The sequence below is a fragment of the Brevibacterium sp. K72 genome, assembly GCF_050562175.1.
GTDB classification, from domain to species: domain Bacteria; phylum Actinomycetota; class Actinomycetes; order Actinomycetales; family Brevibacteriaceae; genus Brevibacterium; species Brevibacterium casei.
In genome coordinates this window covers 1,387,464-1,407,297 of record NZ_CP191582.1, presented here as the reverse complement: position 1 = coordinate 1,407,297, position 19,834 = coordinate 1,387,464, and the positions used below count along the sequence as shown (strand labels likewise).

Sequence of the window (19,834 nt, the reverse complement as noted above, 5' to 3'; positions counted from 1 at the left end):
ATAAATGCGTCCATAAATCTTGACCAAGCATCGCAGAGCTATCATTACCACCGCCAAGAATCAAACCGAAAATCTACCTCAGAAGCATGAAGACGAAACTCGTCATCCCCGCTATCGTGGCTCTCGCTGCTGTGCGCCTCACTTGCTTCGTGGCGAGGAAGAAGTGCTCTACTACACATGCATATCAGTTGACAATAGTAGAAGTATCAATCAAAAGGATGAAATGAGTTTCCTCAAGAAACCTGCCAATGGCGTTGCGATTGCCGTAGTGGTCTCGGTCGCATCCGCAACGGCTGTGTCCGCAAGTGAACAACAGCCTCAGTGTATGGAGGCTGGTCCGAAAAGAAGACAATCAAGGGCACGACCAATAAGCGGTCGCATGGATGGACGACGTGGAAGGGCGTGAAGCACTATACGACTGCTCGTCTCGAACACTACTGGCCCAACAAGGGTGTCATTACAAGCTCGGGCAGAAAATACGGGACGGGAAAATCACAAGCGGTGACTAAGTGGGTTCCGTTCAATCCAAATGCCAAGAGCAACGGCTACGGCAGGGCGCGCACCTACTACGGTCGATGAGGTCCTACCAGTATCTGATTGTGGGACTGTTGTTCGTCGTCATGTCGGTGGCTCTCCTGGGGGTCCGGATCTATGACACCCGGCAGTCCGAAATCACCCGAGAGGGCAACCATCTGCTCACGCAGCACATGGTTACCTTCTCAGGCACGGCCCAAGAGGCGCGTACACTCCTTGACCAATCCTTGGGGCACTATTCCATCTTCCGCGACCTCGACGATGGCGGAGCAATTCGCGCCGTCGACAGCGATCGCCTCGATCTTCTCGAGCTTCCTATCCACGAGGGGCGCAGCTTTCGCCGTGGTGAGCAACACGTGGCACTGGTCGGCGATCAGGTGCCTGTGACACGCGAAAACGGGGTGTCCGTCTACGAACTCGACGGAGTCGGATACGAGGTGATCGGTCGACTGGGTCGAGACAATCGCAGTCTCCTGGCCGATGACGTCATCGTCGCCGATCGCGACATCGTGGACTCTCCGGATCTTCAGAGTGGAGTCATTCTCGACGGGCCAGCAATGGAGGAACAGGCAGCAGCGCTGCCGGCTGACAAGGTGACGAGGAGTGATGCCAGTGTCAATCGCCGAGCCAGGGTTGACCTCGTCTCGCCGGTCGTCGACTTCGTCGTTGTCGCTGTTGTGGGAATCTGCGCGGTGTTCACCGGGATCCTCGCCAGTCAGCTCTCGCGGCGGACCTTTCGGGTCGGGTTCCTGGTCGGGCGCAGCCCGCTGCGGATGTTCACGGCTGCTCTCATGGCACTCCTGTTGACCGCGGCCGTGGGAGCCGGACTCAGCCTCACCGCCGGACAGCACTTGTTCACTGAACTCCGAAGCAGCTCGGGAATCACAGTGGTTATGCCCGTGGTCATTGCGGTTCTGGCGTTCCCTGGCGGGTCGTCCATCGAATACCTAAGGATGCGGAAATGGAGATAGTTCGCGATCTCAGACAGAACTGGGTCTTCGTTGTGATGAAGATGATCATTCTCGGGCTCGTGCTGACGTTGATCTACCAAGTGGTGGCGTTCGCCGGAATCAGCAAGAGCGCGATCTCGCGAAGCTTCTCAAGCGATGCCGAAGTCGACATGTACGGGGTCACCGATACTCTGGCCGACCCTGATGCGTTCTCCTCGTTCCGCGAATCAGGGGAGCGGCTCGATACTGTCGCTCGTTTCTACAACGAGCTCAACGGCAGTACCGAGATGCCGTTCCTCTCAGTGTTCGACCAGCCCGTTTCAATCCCTGACTTCCGCGGAGGACCCGAATTCGACGCCTCGCTCGAGGGTGGCTTGGACGCTGGCGGCGAGTATGTCGATGACGAGACCGGACAGCTCCTGACTGACGTCAGATCATTTCAGATGAATGAGCGGGCCTTCGACTTCTATTCACTCGAGGCGGTGGACGGTCCAGGAATCGACTGGTCGGAGGTCGACTATTCGACGCGGACGATTCCCGTGATTCTCGGCGCGGACTACTCGGGGATCTACGCCGTCGGCGACGTCGTGGAGGCCAGCTACTACTTCGAGGACTTCTCACTCGTCGTCAGTGGTTTCCTTCCCCCCGATTCGTCGATCTACTACCAGGGGGAACTCAATACGTTCCTCGATGATGCAGTCATCGTTCCGTATCCGCCAGTGATGGAGCGGACGACCGAAGCAAGTCAGTACTTCTTCGGGATACTCGCATTCGCGATGATCGCCGGTGACCTTGCAGTCGACACCGAGGCCTCTTCGGACGAGGTGCTGCGTCATCTTGGAGAGGTCTCCACGCGTGCAGGATTCGACGACTTCACCGTTCTCAACGCACCGACGTACCTGGTGCAGTTCCAGTTGACGAGGCAACTCATCCAGGACAACACGGCCCTGCTCACCGGCATCGCGGTGCTGCTGATCATCTGCGTGGGACTGTCGAACGGAATCATCGGCGCACACGTCGCCAGGCGACGTTGGCGCATCCAGAAGATCGAACATCTGCTCGGCGTCAGCAGCCGCGTGACACTGACCCGGATCATCACCGTGACCGCGGTCGAATACGCATGTCTGCTGATCGCGTTCGCGCTTCTTCTTCTGTCCGTTCCGCAGATGAATCTCGCCGCATTGGCACCGGTCGCGCTCATCGCGGTGGCCTGTCTCGTCATTGACAGTGCACTCCAGGCTCTGCTGCGCACAAACAACATACGCAGGCATCTTCTGGAAGGAGAGGAATCATGACCGTGGAACTGCTGTCAGTGGGCAAGCGCATCAAAGAACCGAACGGGGAGACTCGAGTACTCTTCGACGATCTCGACTTCCGTCTCGGCCGGCCTCCGAGCGCCGTCGCGATCATGGGCAGAAGCGGCTCCGGCAAGACGTCGCTGCTGCGCATCATCGCGGGTCTCGACACGGGGTATACGGGAACATACACGTTCGAGGGTGAAACCGTCGACCGGGATGCGATTCGTCTGTCGCGCCTTCGCTGGTCATCGATCGGCTATGTGACACAGAGGTTCGATCTCCTCGACGATCGCAGTGCTCTGCGCAATGTGATGTTCGGCTGCCCGGACCGACGAACGGCGAAGGAACGATCTCAGGAGTGCCTCGAACGCCTGGGGATCGGCTCACTCGCACGCAAGCGGGTCAAGCAGCTCTCCGGCGGCGAAGCTCAGCGAGTCGCCATCGCACGGGCCATGGTGAAACGGCCCAGAGTCATCCTTGCCGACGAGCCCACCGGCTCGCTGGACCCAGAATCCGAAGATCGCATCCTCGGGGTCTTCGAGATCGTGAAGAGCATGGGCACGAGCCTGATCATCGCCACCCACAGTGAACGGGTCGCCGAGCGCTCCGACAGGATTCTGCATCTGAGCGACAGCCACCTGTGCGATTCGGCAGACAACACGTTGTGATCGACGCCAGCAGGCCAGTCTGAGTCACTTTTCGCCCGATCAGTCGGTTCTTGAACCGAGCGATCGGGCGAAAAGCGAATCACATGGATGAGGGGTCTTCACTAAGGGTTTCAGCGACCGGGGACCGCCCTCTGCTGGGTGGGATCCCCCGGCCACCGAGGCGACTGACCCTTGCGCCGAAGCGATTCCCGATCTCATCCGTCCAGCAGCTTGGCCAGCTCCTCGGCCGTCCTCACCGGCAGCGAGCATGCCGATCCCCGGCAGACGATCGCCGCGCCCTCGGGGACGGCGACCTCTTCCCCGTTCTCATCCGGCACCCCCGTCGAATCGGTGAGCACCGTGACCGCAGGATGCTTCGACGCGAGAGTGCGCAGAGCATCGTCGCGACTCGCGACGCGGACCGGGGCGAGCGCCCGTTCGGCCTGCCAGAGCGCGTGCCCGCACCCGCGCGGTGCCCGCTGGGCGAGCGCCCGATAGACCCCGAGCAGGCGGTCGCGGACCTCGAGGATCGTCCCCGTCGTCAGAGACTGGTGCCCGTCGGTCCGTCCGGTGCCCGCATCGTCTCGATCACAGTCGCCGAGGCGCCCCTCCGACCCAGCGCTGCCCTCGACTCCGAGTTCGCCGAGGAGGAGCATCGCCTCGGCGGCCGCTGCCCGTGCCGAGGGCAGGGCGTTGTCGACCGGGTCGGAGCCGCGGACGCCGATGAGGTCATCGGGGGCCGAGTCGACGACGGTGAGAGTGCCGTCCTCGTTCCGCGAGGTGAACCTCTCGAGCATGACCGCGGCCATCTCGGTCAGCCCCGCCGGCGAGAGCGCGCCATCGTCGAAGCTCACTTGCGGCCGCGCATGCTCGCCCGCGCCATCGGCCAGCCCGGCGTTGCGCAACTGGAGAACGGTGAGGCCGGCGACGAGCATCTGCGCCCAGTCGGCCAATCCCGCGGCACCCGGCCCGGGATCGTCGCCGGTGAAGCTGCGCCGGACGTCGAGGTCGCGAACGGCCGGAACTTCGACCTCGTCTGGGGCCGCGTCGATGTCTCCGACTCCGGTGCCGAACCGGTGGAGCATCGCCTCCCAGTACGCGGTCGCGGTGCTCCCCCACACGGAGGCGCGGTCGTCCGGGTGACGGTAGAGGGCCGCCTCGGCGAGGGCTGTGATGGCCAAGGCGTTCCATTCGGTGATCGTCTTCTCATCCCGCGCCGGCCGGGGCCGTTCATCGAGGAGGTCCCGCAGCGCCAACCGCTGCCTCTCAGTGCCCTCGGTCGCCCACGGCGCGGGGTGATCGGCGTCGAAGGGCACGTCGTCCATTCCGAGCCAGTCGACGATCCGCGGTGCCCCGATGACCTGACCCGGCAGCTCGGCGGCGGCCGGAGAATCGACGAGCTGGAGCACCCCGACACCGTCGACCGGTGCGAACTCCTCGGGGGTGACGACGTAGGCGGCCCCCTCCTCGAGCGTCCCGTCGGCCCCCAACGAGTCCGCGTCAAGGGCGGCGATGAAGCGGTCGCCGTCGGAGAGGTCAGCGAGCATGAAGTCGGCAGTGTCGTCGATTTCGCGTTCGGCGAGGGCGAGCCACTTCGAGGCCGGGTCGAGGCTGCGTTCGACCTTGGCCCACGCGACGGCGGCGCGCAGGTAGAGGGCGTTGTCGTAGAGCATCTTTTCGAAGTGGGGGACGAACCACTGCCGGTCGACGCTGTAGCGGGCGATGCCGCCGCGGATCTGGTCGCGCATGCCGCCCGCGGCGATGTGCGCGAACGTCGACCGGACGGCGACGAGGCAGTCGAGGACGAGCTCACCGGTGAGGTGGCCGTCCGCCCCGAGGACGTTCAGCCGTCCTGTCCGCTTCGCCTCGGCGACGGGGTCTCCGTCATCGGATCCTTCCCCCGCCGAGGTGGTCCCGCCCAAGCGGACGAAAGTGGAGAGGAGTTGGAGGAGGTTCATCGACGGCGGGAACTTCGGGGCACTGCCGAAGCCGCCCCATGCGGGGTCGTAGGAGTCGAGGAGCGCTGCGGCGGCCGCGTCGAGTTCGTCGGCGGAAAGGGACTCGGCGACCGCCTCGGCGGGGAGGGCGTCGGTGACGGCGGTGGCCATCTCGGCAAGCCCTCGATCCATGCGCTGGGACATCTCGGTCACCTCGGCGCGGCGGTCGGTCCAGGTCTGGGACACGGCGTCGAGGACCTGGGTGAACGAGGGAAGGCTGCCGCGCGGGGTCGGCGGGAAGTACGTGCCGGCGTAGAAGGGGCTGCCGGTCGGGGTCGCGAAGATCGTCATCGGCCAGCCGCCCTGCCCGCGCATCGCCTGGAGGGCGTTCATGTAGTGGGCGTCGATGTCGGGCAGCTCCTCCCGGTCGATCTTGATCGGGACGAAGCGGTCGTTGATGAGGGCGGCGACCTGGGGATCCTCGAAGGATTCGTGGGCCATGACGTGGCACCAGTGGCACGTGGAGTAGCCGATGGAGATGAGGAGGGGGAGGTCGCGATCGACCGCCTCGGCGAGGGACTCCTTCGTCCACATCCGCCAGTCGACGGGGTTGTCGGCGTGCGCGCGGAGGTAGGGGCTCGTCGATGCTGCGAGTTCGTTGGCCATGCCTCCAGCGTCTCATCTCCGCGCGGGGACCGCGAGGGCGCAACCGCACCTGTGCCCGTGATGAGACGGCGAGTGCCGCATCGCGGCGGACCGCGCCTCACCACTGACAGTTCTTCTACACTGCGTAGAAGAACCCGGGCCGGCAGTCGCATCCGGCGACGGCCGCCGGGCCAGAGCAGGAGGCAGCGCGATGAATGCAGACCCGACCATGGTCCTCGGTGTCAACGAGTGCTGGGACCGACTGCGGAGCACGTCGATCGGATGCCTGGCCGTCATCGTCGGCGACGGCGCTGATCTCCACCCGGAGATCTTCCCCGTCAACTACGCCGTCGATCACGCCTCGGTCGTCTTCCGCTCCGGGGAAGGCACGAAGGTCGAGGCGATCCACGAGCATCCGCAGGTCGCCTTCGAGGTCGACGGATTCGATCCGGAGACCGGCACCGCGTGGAGCGTCGTCGTCAAGGGCACGGCGAAGCCGATCAACCGCACCGATGAGCTCCTCGACACGATCTCCCTCGACGTCACCCCGTGGCAGGGCGGCAGGAAGAACCGGTTCGTCCGCATCCACACCGGCGAGATCACCGGCCTGAGCTTCCCCGTGGCGGAGCCGGCGGAGTGGGACACCCCGCTGAGCGGAAAGCTTCGCGCTCCGCGGGAGTGAGCGGCGCCTACAGCTCCTCGACGACCTCGACGAGGACGTCGGGGACGTTGGTGATGATTCCGTCGGCGCCGTACTCGATCGACTTCTCCATGTCGGTCACCGCGTCGACCGTCCACACAAGGCTCGACATGCCGAGCTCGTGGACGGTCGTCAGGTACTCGGCATCGGCGTCGATGTGCTCAGGATTGATCTGGTCGACCCACGCGGCGAATTCGCGCAGCTGCTCGAGCGTCGGGCGGCCGAGGAGACCGACGGGCACCTCGGGCGCGAGCTCGTGGAACTCGCGGACGAAGTCCCAGTCGGCGGACTGGACGACGAGGAGGCCGGCGGCAAGAGAGCGGTCGAGGTAGTCGGGCAGCTCATCGCAGGCACGGACGATCGCCTCGGCGATGCCGGGATAGAGGTTTGGGTGCTTGACCTCGAGGAGCAGACCGGTGCGGGTCGTGTGGACGAGGGCGAGCACCTCGGCGAGGGTGGGGACCTGCAGACCGACGAACGACTCGTCCTTCCAGCTGCCCGCGTCGAGTTCGGCGATCTCGGCCGCGGTCAGGGACTTCACTCTCGTGTCGGTGCGCTCGGGGTGGAGGGTGCGAATGTTCGTCGTCCGATCGAGGGTGACATCGTGGACGACGACGAGCTCACCGTCGGCACTCAGGTGCACGTCGACCTCGATCATGTCCGCCCCCTGATCGATCCCGGCGACGAACGCCGGGATCGTGTTCTCAGGCCAGCCCGCGGACGCACCTCGATGTGCGATGACGAGCGGCGGCACCGGGGTGCGCACACCGCCCTTTGGCGGATGGGTGAGGACGGTGATGGGCATGGGGAGACTCCTTCGGGGATGATCGCCGAGGCGGTGCCGGTGGTGCCGTCATCGTGGTACCTCAAGGGCGATTGCGGATCAGCCTAGTCTCGGGAGGCGATGTGCGAGTGATGTTTGGGTTGCGCGCACGTGAATCCTGGATCGGAGCGAGCTGACTTCTGGGAGAATCGACGCTGGACGGATCTCGCGAACGGCCGCGTCAGCGTTTCGCGGTCTTCGACGTCGCCCCGGTCGCCCAGCTGACCTGATCGAACGTGACGCGGTAGGTCTTCTTGCCCTTCGACGTCACCTTGAGCGTCGCCTTTCCCTTCTTGGCGGAGACGGTCTTGATGGTCTTCCACTTGCTGCCGGACTTGACCTGGAACTTCACCTTCGGGTTGTAGTTGACCTTGCCGTAGTCCTCCGGGCTGTAGACCTTGGTCGTCGACGTCAGGGTCACCGTTTTCCCGCTGCGCTTGGTGGACAGCGACGCGTAGGCCTTGCCGCGGACATAGAAGCTGCCCTTGGTGTGGTCGGTACCGGCATAGTGATCGTAGTAGTCACCGCTGTAGTTTTCCGCTGTCACCTCCGAGGGCCCCAAGGTGTACTTCCCCAGACCGTCGCTGCTGGGGCAGACCATCCCACGGTCAACATCGTTCGGACGAAATGTAGATGCGAAGAACAGGTCGCCTGCGTACCCGTGCCGCCCAATGATTTCAGGCATGACTGTCCACGAGTCGGTTCCTGAGGACCGGTATTTGAGGTAGACGTTGAAATACTTGCAGTTCGAATCAGACACAACGAGGTTGTCTGCTGTCAGCTTGGTGACGTCGAACGAGACATTCGCGGCGTCCGCCGAGGCGGCGGGGGCGATGACGAGGGCAACGGCGGCGAGCGCGGACACGGCGGCGCGACGGATGAGTTTCACGGAGACTCCATCAAGGGGAACTGAACAGGGTGGGTGCCGGAGTAGGAGTCTCAGAGGTATGCGTCGGCAGGCTGCGTCACGATGTCTTCGGGTCGAATCCATCGAAGCGTACCACGCCTGAAGTGCACGGCCGTGATCTCAGTCACCGACCGCCTCGGCGGGGGGGCGCCCTGACCTCGGCACGGAAGGATCACCGCACCTTCCGAACGCTCCCCAGGTGCGGCTCGGCTCACAGCGGAGTGGCACAATGAGGTGAGGAAACTCTCAAGAACTCCTGACGAATTGGACCATCGCATGCAAACCCTCCAGGACCTCATCGCACTCGTCAATGACAGGCTCGGCTGGGTGCTCATCGTCGTCCTCATCGCCGTCGCCCTCTACCTGACCATCCGCACCGGCGTCGTCCAGCTGCGGATGCTGCCGGAGATGTTCCGCGTCATCGGCGAGAGCCCCGGGGAGAACAAGGACGGCACGAAGTCGATCTCCTCGTTCAAGGCCTTCTGGATCTCCGCGGCCTCGCGCGTGGGCACCGGCAACATCGCCGGCATCGCGCTCGCGATCTCGATCGGCGGTCCGGGCGCGATCTTCTGGATGTGGCTGATGGCGATCTTCGGCGCGGCCACCGCGTTCGTCGAATCGACTCTCGGTCAGCTCTACAAGGTCAAGGACAAGGACTCCTACCGAGGCGGTCCTGCCTACTACATGAGCGTCGGGCTCAAGCAGCCGTGGATGGGCGCGTTCTTCGCCGTCATCATCACCGTCACCTACGGCCTCGTGTTCAACTCGCTTCAGGCGAACTCGATCGTCGACGCCACCGCGACGAGCCTCAACGTCGACACCACGCAGAGCTTCTGGCTGCCGGTCGGCCTCGGCATCTTCCTCGCCCTCGTCACCGGCGCGGTCTTCCTCGGCGGCGTGCAGCGGATCTCAGCATGGTCCTCGGTCATCGTCCCGGTCATGGCCGGGGCCTACCTGCTGCTCGGCATCCTCGTCGTCGCGATGAACATCACCGAGGTCCCCGCGATGATCGCCCTCATCTTCGAGAACGCGTTCGGCATCCAGTCCGTCGTCGGCGGCGGCATCGGCATCGTCATCCTCCAGGGCATCCGCCGCGGCCTCTTCTCCAACGAGGCCGGCATGGGTTCGGTCCCCAACGCCGCAGCCACCTCGTCGGTGTCGCACCCGGCCAAGCAGGGTCTCGTGCAGAGCCTCGGCGTCTACTTCGACACCATCCTCGTCTGCTCGATCACCGCGTTCATCGTCCTCCTGTCCAACCCCGTCTATGACGAGGCCCAGGGTGCCTCCCTCACGCAGACCGCGCTGGCCTCGCAGCTGGGCACGTGGGCGGTGCACTTCCTCACCGTGGCGATCTTCCTCTTCGCGTTCTCCTCGATCCTCGGCAACTACTACTACGGCGAGGCGAACATCTCCTACCTGTTCAAGAAGAACGCGCGTCCGGCGATCATGACCTACCGTCTCATCGTCATGGCGGCCGTCTTCACCGGCTCCGTCATCGCCCTGCCTCTGGCCTGGTCGGCAGCCGACGTGTTCATGTCGATCATGGCGCTGACGAACCTCGTGGCCGTCTTCCTCCTCGGACGCATCGCGCTCAAGGTGCTCAAGAACTACACCGCTCAGCGCAAGCAGGGTCTCGAGCCGGTCTTCAACCGCGATGACCTGCCCGGTGTCACCGGCATCGACGCGTGGGACGGTTCGGACGAAGTGACGACCCGCGCGTACTGGGAGAAGAAGGACGCTGCGAAGGGCGCGAAAGGCGCGAAGGGCGCGCAGACCCGCTGAGAAGGCGCCGGCCGGTCGCGGGTGCGGGCCGGCGGCGCGCTGGCGTGCAGCCCGACGGCGCTGCAAACAGAAGTGACCAGTTTCCGCCGAGAAGGTCAGGTTGCGACCTGACCGATCCGGCGAAAACTGGTCACTTCTGCGCGTGAGGATTTCGGCAGAGAGCCCCCGAGCGCCTCAGAGTCCCTCAGCACCTCACACTGCGGCGGTCTCCTCGATGATGAGCGGGTAGACGCCGTTCTCGTCGTGGACCTCCCGGCCGGTGACCGGAGGGTTGAACACGCACGCCATGCGCAGCTCGGTGTTGGCGACGACGGTGTGCTTCTCGTGCCCGTCGAGGAGATACATCGTTCCGTCCGAGAGCGGGTAGGTCTTGCCCGTCTCCTCGTCGGTGAGCGTCCCCTCGCCCTGCACGCAGTACACGGCTTCGATGTGGTTCTGGTAGTGGAACGTCGAGCGCGTGCCGGCGTAGATGACGGTGTCGTGGAAGGAGAAGCCGACGCCCTCCCGTCCGAGCACCATCCGGCGGCTGCGCCACGTCTCGGACTGGACGTCGCGGTCGGTGTCGTTGAGGTCGTCACGGTTGATCACGTACATGGAGAGTCCTTTCGAAGTGGTAAGTCTGCGGTCCTGCCCAGCGTTCTGGCCTCAGCCCATCGCCGAAGCATCCGGCCTTCAGCCCATCGCCGGAGCGTCCGGGCCTCAGGCCATCGCCGGCGCAGCCTCAGCTCCAGCCGGAGCGACCTTGAGCACCGAGGCTTCGAGGATGTCGAGCCCGGCGGTGAGGTCGGCCTCCGAGATCGTCAGCGGCGGCATGATCTTGACGACCTCGTCGCGCGGACCGGAGGTCTCGATGAGCAGGCCGCCTGCAAAGGCATCGGCCGCGACCTGGCCGGCGACCTCGGGGTCGTCGAAGAGCAGACCGGCGAGCATGCCGCGCCCGCGGACCGTCGCCCCCTCGGCCTTCTCAGCGATCTGGTCGAGGCGCTGGTGGAGGTGGGCGATCGTGTCGGCGAGCCGATTCTGGAAGCCGTTGTCGGCCCAGAAGGTCTTCAGCGCCGCGGTCGCGGTGACGAAAGCGGGGTTGTTGCCGCGGAACGTCCCGTTGTGCTCACCGGGCTCCCAGGCGTCGAGCTCGGGGCGGAAGAGCGTGAGCGCCATCGGCAGGCCCGACCCGGAGATCGACTTCGACAGGCACACAATGTCGGGTTCGATGCCGGCGTCCTCGAAGCTGAAGAACGTTCCTGTGCGACCGCAGCCGGCCTGGACGTCGTCGACGATGAGGAGGATGTCGTGCTTCTTGCACAGCGCCGAGAGCTCCCGCAGCCACTCGGCCCTGGCAGCGCGAACGCCGCCCTCGCCCTGGACGGTCTCGACGATGATCGCCGCGGGCTTGTCGACACCAGAGCCGGAGTCCTCGAGCACCCGCTCGAGCCAGAGGAAGTCCGGGGTCTCCCCGTCGAGGTAGTCTTCGTAGGGGATCTTCGAACTGTTCGTCAGCGGGATGCCCGCACCCTCGCGCTTCATCGAGTTCCCGGTCACCGACAGCGACCCGAGCGTCATCCCGTGGAACGCGTTCGTGAATGAGAGCAGGTGCTGGCGCCCGGTGACCTTGCGGGCGAGCTTGAGCGCCGCCTCGACGGTGTTCGTCCCCGTCGGGCCGGGGAACATCACCGTGTAGTCGAGTCCCCGCGGCTTGAGGATGAGCTCTTCGAAGGTCTCGAGGAACTCCCGTTTGGCCGGAGTCTTCATGTCGAGCGAGTGGAGCACGGCCCCCGACTGCAGGTACTCGACGAGCGGGGTCATCACGGCCGGGTTGTTGTGCCCGTAGTTGAGCGCGCCGGCACCGGAGAAGAAGTCGAGGTACTCCTTGCCGTCCTCGTCCCACTGCTTGGGGCCCTGAGCGCGGGCGAAGGTCGCCGGCCACGAACGCGAGTATCCGCGCACCGCCGATTCGCGGGTCTCGAAGATGTCAGGGGTGGTCTCGGTCGTCGTATCAGTGCTGGTCGTCGTCATCGTGTGATTCCTTTCGACTGCTGATGCAGGCCGACGGGTCGCCGGTCGTCTGCGGGTGCGGGCGTCGGGCCCGGCAATGGTGCGTGGATGGTCGCCGAGGCGGTCGGAGCGTTCCGGACCACCGCCTCGGCGAGGTGTGCGCCACCCCTCCGCGGTCAGAGCGGGGCGATCTCATAGAGGTATTCGGTGTCGTGGCCGTCCGGATAGAGGTCCGGGGTGAAGAGCGGCCGCCGGTCGAAGCCGGCTCCGCGCTGCTCCGCGAAGGCCTGGAACAGGCGGTTCGAGGCCGCGTTGTCGTCGGTGATCGTCGTCTCCAGGCGCAGGGCCCCGGTCCGGTCGGCGAGTGCGTGGAGCATCGTCGAGGCCAGCCCGCGGCCGCGGAAGCGCTCGGAGACGGCGACCTGCCAGATCATCAGGGTGTCCGGTGACTCGGGTCGCGTGTACCCGGTGACGAACCCTGCGGGTTCGTTCTCGATCCACGCGATCGCCGAGGTGTCCGCGAAGTCCCGGCACCACAGCAGGTACGAGTACGAGGAGTTGAGATCGAGGACGGCCGAATCCTTCGCCAGCCGCCACAAATGCTGTCCGTCCTCCAGCGAGGGAGTCCGAACGTCGGTTTCCGTCTTCGGTTGAGCGAGTGCGTTTCTCACGCCCACCAACCTAACGAGATGACTTCCGGCGTCAATCTCGCCTCGGCGATTTCACCCCCGATTCGCCCCGGTGCGACCGGGAGCACCGCCGGGATCGCGCCGTGAGCGCAGCGGAGCTTCCCCAGAGCATCTCTGGGGATCGCCGGATCGAGTCGTCGAGGCCGCCTCGGCGGAAGTCTTCGTTATCGGTTCGTTACATTTATCGTGACGTGGAACTCGAGTTCCAGGCGCTGGGAGCGGCCAGCGGCGTCACCGAGGCGCCCTCCCGATCCCCCGGATGGGCCGCTCTCCTCAGGGGCGGCCCCTCCGAGGAGGATCCGGTGCGAAAAACGACCCCACATCGAACTCGATCCTCCTCGGGAGTTCCGCGCCGACTCCGGCGGTCGCTCGCGCGACGCCGCGGACCACCCGAACGTCGCCGACCGTCGACCGCGGCACAGCCTCCCGAGGAGGATCCGATGCGAAAAACGCTCCGTTCTCGAACTCGATCCTCCTCCGGACGGTCGCCGACCTTGGCCGGACGGTCGTCGTCGGCCGCGGACGGTCGCCGAGGTGCCCGCGCGGATCAGCACTCGACGACGTTGACGGCGAGTCCGCCGAGCGCTGTCTCCTTGTACTTCGAACTCATGTCCGCACCGGTCTGGCGCATCGTTTCGATGACCTCGTCGAGGCTGACCCGGTGCTGTCCGTCGCCCCAGAGCGCCATCCGGGAGGCGTTGATCGCCTTGCCCGCGGCGATCGCGTTGCGTTCGATGCAGGGGACCTGGACGAGCCCGGCGATCGGATCGCACGTGAGCCCGAGGTTGTGCTCCATCGCGATCTCGGCGGCGTTCTCGACCTGCTCCGGGGTGCCGCCCATGACGGCGGCCAGTCCTCCGGCGGCCATCGACGAGGCGGATCCGACCTCGCCCTGGCAACCGACCTCGGCGCCGGAGATCGAAGCCCGCTCCTTGTAGAGGACGCCGATCGCGGCGGCGGTGAGGAGGAAGGTCATGATCGCCTCGTGCTTGGCGCCCTCACCCCCGTCGACGACGGAGTCGACGTAGTTGAGCGCGTAGTGGAGGACGGCGGGGATGATGCCTGCCGCACCGTTGGTCGGGGCGGTGACGACCCGGCCGCCCGAGGCATTCTCCTCGTTGACGGCCATCGCGACGAGGTTGACCCACTCGAGGTAGTAGCGGGGATCCCGGTCGGGGTCCTCGGCCTTGAGCTTGAGGTACCAGTCGTGCGCGCGCCGGCGCACCTTGAGGCCCCCGGGCAGATGCCCGGAGCGGTCGAGCGAATTCGCCGCGCACTCCTCCATCACCGAGTAGATCCGGAGGAGCCCGTGACGGATCTCGTCTTCGTCGCGCATCGTCAGCTCGTTGCCGAGCATCACCTCTGCGACCGAGAGTTCGTTCTTCCGGCACTGCTCGAGGAGGTCGGCGGCGGAGTGGAACGGGTAGGGCAGCTCTTCGCTGGCGGCTTCGAGTTCGGCGTCGATGACCGCCTCGGCGACGGCGAACTCCTGGTCCTCGTCGGCGTTCGACGGGTCGTCGACCTCGTCGTCGAACCCTTCGTCAGCGTCCTCGACAAGGGCCTCGTCGACAAGCGCGGCCCTCTCCTTCTCGACGAACTCGGTCTCCGAGGTGACGAAGCCGCCGCCGACGGAGTAGTACGTCTCCTCCACCAGGGGCTCCCCCGCCTCGTCGAAGGCGGCGAGGGTGAGCGCATTCGTGTGCCGGGGAAGGACGGTGAGGGGGCGTTTGACCATGTCAGCCTCGGTGAAGGGGAGCTCGACGCCGTGGCCGGTGGAGTCGCCGAGGATGATCTCGCCGGTCTCGGCCATCCGGGTGCGGCGGGCGGTGAGCTCGTTGCCCTCGACCGTGTCGGGACGGCACCCCTCGAGGCCGAGGAGGATCGCGTCGAAGGTCCCGTGACCGGCACCGGTGGCAGCCAGGGAACCGAAGACGTCGACGCGGATGCTCGCGACGGACTCGAGCTTCTCGCCGAGGAGGTCGAGGAAGCTCGCGGCCGCGCGCATCGGGCCCACGGTGTGGGAGCTCGACGGGCCGATGCCGACGGTGAAGAGGTCGAAGACGCTCAGAGGCATGGTGTCCTTCCCTGGAACGGTCATGTGCGGGAACGACAAGGTCGGCCGCATCCGGACGCTTGCGGATATGACCGACCCTGTCGTTTTCGGTTCGCAGAACCCGCTTCCGACGGCGCTGGGGCCGCCTGGCACGGGTTCCGCACGGTGGGGTGGGCGCTGCGGCGTCCCACCCACCCTGCTGGTCTACAGCGAGTTGTTCTTCGCGTAGCTGTCGGCGTCCATGACGACACCGACCTCGTCGACGTTGACCTCGAAGAGCCAGCCCTCGCCGTAGGGATCGGAGTTGACGAGCCCGGGAGAGTCGAGGACCTTCTGGTTGATCGAGGTGACCTCGCCGCCGACGGGCGAGTAGAGGTCGGAGACCGACTTCGTCGACTCGACCTCGCCGCAGGTCTCGCCGGCCTTGACGCCGTCGCCGACGCTCGGCAGATCGAGGTAGACGACTTCGCCGAGGGCATCGGCGGCGACGGCGGTGATGCCGATCTTCACGGTCTGTCCGGCGATCGTGTCGGGGCCCTGGTTGACCCATTCGTGCTCAGCGGAGTACGAGAAGTCCTTCGGAAGTGCAGGCAGATCAGCCATGATCTTCCCTTTCTGCTGTCGAACAGCGGTTGTGGCGAGCAGGTGTGACCAGTGTACGAGCCGCGCGGGCAAGTCTCACCGGTTCCGACAGGTCAGTTTTCCGAACGCCGGTAGAACGGCAGCTCGACCACGGTGAACTCGTGGGCCTTGCCGCGGATGTCGACTTCGACCTCGGTGCCCGGCACCGCCAGGCCACGGTCGAGGTACGCGAGCGCGATGGGATGGCCGAGCGTCGGGGAGGGCTGTCCCGAGGTGACGACACCCACCTCGGCGCCGTCGGAGAGGATCACCGAACCCGACCGGGCAGCGCGACGTCCCGTCGCGGTGAGGCCGACGAGGATGCGCTCGGGTTCGGTCTCCCCGAGGGCGGCCAGCGCGTCCCGGGCGACGAACTCACCCTTGGTCTTGAACCCGATCATCCGGCCGAGGCCCGCGTCGTACGGGGTCGTCGAGAGGGTGAGCTCGTTGCCGTAGAGCGGCATGCCCGCCTCGAGGCGCAGCGAGTCCCTCGCCGCGAGACCGCAGGGCACGAGCCCGTGGTCGGCACCGGCGGTGACGAGCGTGTCCCACAGGCGCTCGGCCCCGATGTTGGGCACGTAGAGTTCGAACCCGTCCTCACCGGTGTAGCCGGTGCGGGCGAGGATGAGGTCGATGCCGGCGATCGTCAGCGGCATCCACGCGTAGTAGCCGAGCTGGTCGACGGCCTCGCCGACGGTGATCGTCCCGGAGGGATCCTCGTCGCTCGTCGTCGTCCGCGGCCCGAACTCCCCCTTGGCACCCTCGTCGAGGGCGGCGAGGATGATGGCCTGCGAGTGCGGTCCCTGCACCGCGATGAGCGCGGTGTCCCCGGACTCGTCGAACATGCGGACGTCGGCGCCGGGTTCGACCTCGGTGAGGAAGGTCTGCAGACGGTTCTGCAGGGCCTCGACGACGGCAGGCGTGTTCGAGGCGTTGGGGACGATGAGGAACTCCTCCTCGCCGAGGCGGTACGTGATGAGATCGTCGAGGAGATACCCCTGCTCGTTGACGATGACTCCGTACTTCGCCTTCCCGACCTTCATCGACGAGTACTTCGCGACGAGCGCGTAGTCGAGGAAGGCTGCGGCACCGGCACCGGTGATGCGGACCTCGCCCATGTGGGAGAGGTCGAAGATGCCGGCGGCCTCGCGCACGGCGCGGTGTTCGGCGAGTTCGGAGCCGTACTTGAGCGGCATGTCCCAGCCGCCGAAGTCGGTGAACGTCGCGCCGAGCTTCGCGTGGGTCTCGTGGAGCGGGGTCTCTTTGATCTCAGCGGTCATCAGGCGGCCTCGGTCTCGGTGGTCTCGGTGGTCTCGGTCATCTCGAAGGCCTCGGGCGGCGGGCACGAGCACACGAGGTTGCGGTCGCCGTAGGCGCCGTCGATGCGGCTCACCGGCGGGAAGTACTTCGACAGGGTGAGGCCGGGAACCGGGAAGACCGCGGTCTCGCGGGTGTACTTGCCGTCCCAGTCGTCCATGACGACGGTCGCCGGGTGCGGGGCGGCCTTGAGCGGGGACTCCTCGTAGCTGTAGTCGGTGCCGATCGCGTCGATCTCCGCGCGGATGCTGCGCATCGCCTCGATGAACCGGTCGAGTTCGGCCTTGTCCTCGGATTCGGTCGGTTCGACCATGAGGGTGCCGGGCACGGGGAAGGCGAGCGTCGGCGCGTGGAAGCCGTAGTCGATGAGGCGCTTGGCGACGTCCTCGGCGGTCACCCCGGTCTTCGCCGTGATCTCACGGAGATCGAGGATCGTCTCGTGACCGACGAGCCCGTTCTCTCCCGAGTAGAGGACCGGGTAGCAGTCACCCAGCTTCTTCGCGATGTAGTTCGCACCGAGCAGGGCCGCCCGGGTCGCCTCGCGCAGTCCCTCGCCGCCCATGAGCTCGAGGTACGCGTAGCTGATCGGCAGGACGCCGGCAGAACCGTAGAGCGAGCCGGAGACCGGCAGGTCGACCGTCGACATGTCGCCGGAGACGAGGTCGGGGTTGACCGGGTTGCCGGGCAGGTGCGGGGCGAGGTGCTCGCGGACCGCGACCGGTCCGACGCCGGGGCCGCCGCCGCCGTGCGGGATGCAGAAGGTCTTGTGGAGGTTGAGGTGGGAGACGTCGCCGCCGAAGTCGCCGGGCTTGGCGAGTCCCACGAGCGCGTTGAGGTTCGCCCCGTCGACGTAGACCTGACCGCCGGCGGCGTGGACCTTGTCGCAGACGACGCGGACATCGGACTCGAAGACGCCGTGCGTCGACGGGTAGGTGATCATGATCGCGGCGAGCCGATCACCGTGCTTGGCGATCTTCTCATCGAGGTCGTCGAGGTCGATCGAGCCGTCGCCGTCGGTCGTCTTGACGACCTGGACGTCGAGTCCGGCGAGGACGGCGGAGGCGGCGTTCGTCCCGTGCGCCGACTGCGGGATGAGGCAGACGGTGCGCTGCGGGTCGCCGTTCTCCCGGTGGTAGAGGCGGATCGCGAGCAGGCCCGCGAACTCGCCCTGCGAACCGGCGTTGGGCTGCAGGGAGACGCGATCGTAGCCGGTCACCTCGACGAGGGAGTCCTTGAGGCGGCCGATGAGGGTGCGCCATCCCTGGGTCTGCTCGATGGGGGCGAAGGGGTGGATGGTCGCGAACTCGGGCCAGGTGATCGGCTCCATCTCGATGGCCGAGTTGAGCTTCATCGTGCACGAGCCCAGCGGGATCATCGTCCGGTCGAGTGCGAGGTCGCGGTCGGCCAGCGTGCGCAGGTAGCGCATCATCGACGTCTCGGAGCCGTGCGTGTTGAACACCGGGTGGGTGAGGAACTCGGTGTCGCGGTGGAGGTCGGAGGCGAACTGCGGTTCCGGCACCTGGTTGGGTCCGAAGGTCCCCGCCGAGGCGGCTGCGAAGTCGTCCTCGTCGATCCGGGCGATGATGCCGAGGGCTTCGAGGAGTCCGTTGGCGTCGGAGACGGTGTGGGATTCGCCGAAGGAGACGCCGATCGTCGTCTCGTCGATGACGCGGATGTTGTATCCGGCGGCCTCGGCGACGACGCGGGCCGCTTCGGCGTCGGCCACGCGCAGGGCGACGGTGTCGAAGAAGTCGTAACTGAGCACCTCGGCGCCGGGGGCCGTGTCAGCGGCAGCGGCGAACGCCTCAGCGAGGCGGTGGATGCGGGAGGCGATGCGGGTCAGTCCGGTGGGGCCGTGGAAGACGGCGTACATCGAGGCGACGTTGGCGAGCAGGGCCTGGGCGGTGCAGATGTTGCTCGTCGCCTTCTGACGGCGGATGTGCTGCTCGCGGGTCTGGAGCGCCAGCCGGTAGCCGGGCTTGCCCTGAGCGTCCTTCGAGACGCCGACGAGGCGGCCGGGGAGCTGACGCTGCAGGGAGTCCTTGACCGCCATGAACGCCGCGTGGGGTCCGCCGAAGAACAGCGGCACGCCGAAGCGCTGAGCCGAGCCGACGGCGATGTCCGCACCCTGCGAGCCCGGATCCTTGAGCAGGGTGAGGGCGAGGAGGTCGGTGTCGAAGGTGACGAGGGCACCGCGCTCGTGGGCGCCCTCGACGGCTGCCGAGAGGTCGCGGATGACGCCGGTGGTGCCGGGCTGGGCGCAGACGATGCCGAAGATGTCCTCGCCGACGAGACCCTGCGAGAGGTCGGCGACGACGACGTCGAACTCGAGTGCCCGGGCGCGGACGTGGACGTTGGCGATGACCTGCGGATGGAGCTCGGAGTCGAGGACGACCGTCGAGCCCTTCTTCACGGACCGACGCATGAGGAGGACCGCCTCGGCGACGGCGGTGGCCTCATCGAGGAGGGAGGCGTTGGCGATGTCGAGGCCGGTGAGGTCCTGGACGACCTGCTGGAAGTTGAGCAGAGCCTCGAGGCGTCCCTGCGAGATCTCCGGCTGGTAGGGCGTGTACGCGGTGTACCAGGCGGGGTTCTCGACGAGGTTGCGGCGGATGACGGCGGGCGTGACGGTGTCGTAGTAGCCCTGGCCGATCATCTGCGTGCGCATGACGTTCTGGGAGGCGAGATTGCGGAGGTCGGCGAGCACCTCGGACTCGGACTTGCCGGTGGGCAGGTCGAGGCCGTCGATCTGGATGGTGGCCGGGACGGCGGCGGTCGAGAGCGCTTCGAGGGACTCGTAGCCGAGTTCGGCGAGCATCGCCTCGGTGTCGTCGGCACGGGGACCGATGTGGCGGTCGGAGAACGGCCGCGCCGTGTCCCCGGTGGCCTGCGTGGTGTGGGCGAGTGAACTGGTCATGGCCGTCCTTGATCGGTGTCGC

General features: G+C 66.2%; 15 protein-coding genes. 5 read left to right on the top strand and 10 right to left on the bottom strand.

The window, feature by feature from the left end; genetic code table 11:
• Positions 1–575 precede the first annotated feature (575 nt).
• Genes ACQ1RG_RS06250 through ACQ1RG_RS06240 form a run of 3 tightly spaced genes read left to right on the top strand, consistent with a single transcriptional unit; the run spans position 576 to position 3,450 of the window.
• A complete protein-coding gene (locus ACQ1RG_RS06250) occupies positions 576–1,505 on the top strand; it encodes a hypothetical protein (RefSeq protein ID WP_009377377.1) in 930 nt (309 codons plus the stop codon).
• Positions 1,496–2,779 (top strand): hypothetical protein, encoded by a 1,284-nt coding sequence (locus ACQ1RG_RS06245; protein ID WP_009377378.1) that lies wholly within the window; start codon positions 1,496–1,498, stop codon positions 2,777–2,779. The genes ACQ1RG_RS06250 and ACQ1RG_RS06245 overlap by 10 nt, the downstream gene beginning before the upstream one ends.
• Complete coding sequence (locus tag ACQ1RG_RS06240; protein ID WP_009377380.1) at positions 2,776–3,450, top strand: ABC transporter ATP-binding protein; 675 nt, start codon at positions 2,776–2,778, stop codon at positions 3,448–3,450. Before ACQ1RG_RS06245 ends, ACQ1RG_RS06240 begins: the two co-directional genes overlap by 4 nt.
• 194 nt (positions 3,451–3,644) lie before the next feature.
• Here ACQ1RG_RS06240 and ACQ1RG_RS06235 read toward each other — a convergent pair whose 3' ends face one another.
• Positions 3,645–6,032 carry a thioredoxin domain-containing protein gene (locus ACQ1RG_RS06235; RefSeq protein ID WP_009377382.1) on the bottom strand — a complete coding sequence of 796 codons (2,388 nt, stop codon included), beginning with the start codon at positions 6,030–6,032 and terminating at the stop codon, positions 3,645–3,647.
• A gap of 190 nt (positions 6,033–6,222) precedes the next feature.
• Between ACQ1RG_RS06235 and ACQ1RG_RS06230 the strand changes: the two genes are divergently transcribed.
• The gene (locus ACQ1RG_RS06230) at positions 6,223–6,693 is read left to right on the top strand and encodes a pyridoxamine 5'-phosphate oxidase family protein (RefSeq protein WP_009377384.1); all 471 of its coding nucleotides are present in this window, start codon (positions 6,223–6,225) and stop codon (positions 6,691–6,693) included.
• Positions 6,694–6,700: 7 nt separating this feature from the next.
• Here the strand turns inward: ACQ1RG_RS06230 and ACQ1RG_RS06225 are convergent, their stop codons facing one another.
• Complete coding sequence (locus ACQ1RG_RS06225; protein ID WP_009377386.1) at positions 6,701–7,516, bottom strand: glycerophosphodiester phosphodiesterase; 816 nt, start codon at positions 7,514–7,516, stop codon at positions 6,701–6,703.
• A 199-nt stretch (positions 7,517–7,715) separates the two neighbouring features.
• The gene (locus ACQ1RG_RS06220) at positions 7,716–8,423 is read right to left on the bottom strand and encodes a hypothetical protein (protein WP_009377388.1); all 708 of its coding nucleotides are present in this window, start codon (positions 8,421–8,423) and stop codon (positions 7,716–7,718) included.
• A gap of 294 nt (positions 8,424–8,717) precedes the next feature.
• On the opposite strand from ACQ1RG_RS06220, the gene ACQ1RG_RS06215 reads away from it, so the two are divergent.
• Positions 8,718–10,223: an alanine/glycine:cation symporter family protein gene (locus tag ACQ1RG_RS06215; RefSeq protein WP_009377390.1), complete on the top strand. Its 1,506-nt coding sequence runs from the start codon at positions 8,718–8,720 to the stop codon at positions 10,221–10,223.
• Positions 10,224–10,415: 192 nt separating this feature from the next.
• On the opposite strand, the gene ACQ1RG_RS06210 is transcribed toward ACQ1RG_RS06215, so the two are convergent.
• The 7 genes from ACQ1RG_RS06210 to gcvP form a co-directional block, all read right to left on the bottom strand.
• A complete protein-coding gene (locus ACQ1RG_RS06210; protein WP_009377392.1) occupies positions 10,416–10,817 on the bottom strand; it encodes an ectoine synthase in 402 nt (133 codons plus the stop codon).
• 105 nt (positions 10,818–10,922) lie between these two features.
• Positions 10,923–12,236 carry a diaminobutyrate--2-oxoglutarate transaminase gene (ectB, locus tag ACQ1RG_RS06205; RefSeq protein ID WP_009377394.1) on the bottom strand — a complete coding sequence of 438 codons (1,314 nt, stop codon included), beginning with the start codon at positions 12,234–12,236 and terminating at the stop codon, positions 10,923–10,925.
• 155 nt (positions 12,237–12,391) lie between these two features.
• The gene (gene ectA, locus ACQ1RG_RS06200) at positions 12,392–12,886 is read right to left on the bottom strand and encodes a diaminobutyrate acetyltransferase (RefSeq protein ID WP_176472393.1); all 495 of its coding nucleotides are present in this window, start codon (positions 12,884–12,886) and stop codon (positions 12,392–12,394) included.
• Between the two features lie 565 nt (positions 12,887–13,451).
• Entirely contained in the window at positions 13,452–14,978 is a 1,527-nt protein-coding gene (locus ACQ1RG_RS06195; protein ID WP_415711664.1) for an L-serine ammonia-lyase, read from the bottom strand.
• Positions 14,979–15,161: 183 nt separating this feature from the next.
• Entirely contained in the window at positions 15,162–15,560 is a 399-nt protein-coding gene (gcvH, locus tag ACQ1RG_RS06190) for a glycine cleavage system protein GcvH (RefSeq protein ID WP_009377400.1), read from the bottom strand.
• Between the two features lie 92 nt (positions 15,561–15,652).
• The gene (gene gcvT / locus ACQ1RG_RS06185; RefSeq protein ID WP_063250456.1) at positions 15,653–16,858 is read right to left on the bottom strand and encodes a glycine cleavage system aminomethyltransferase GcvT; all 1,206 of its coding nucleotides are present in this window, start codon (positions 16,856–16,858) and stop codon (positions 15,653–15,655) included.
• Positions 16,858–19,812, bottom strand: coding sequence for an aminomethyl-transferring glycine dehydrogenase (gene gcvP, locus ACQ1RG_RS06180; protein WP_430600710.1), 2,955 nt, complete (start codon positions 19,810–19,812; stop codon positions 16,858–16,860). Before gcvP ends, gcvT begins: the two co-directional genes overlap by 1 nt.
• Positions 19,813–19,834 lie beyond the last annotated feature (22 nt).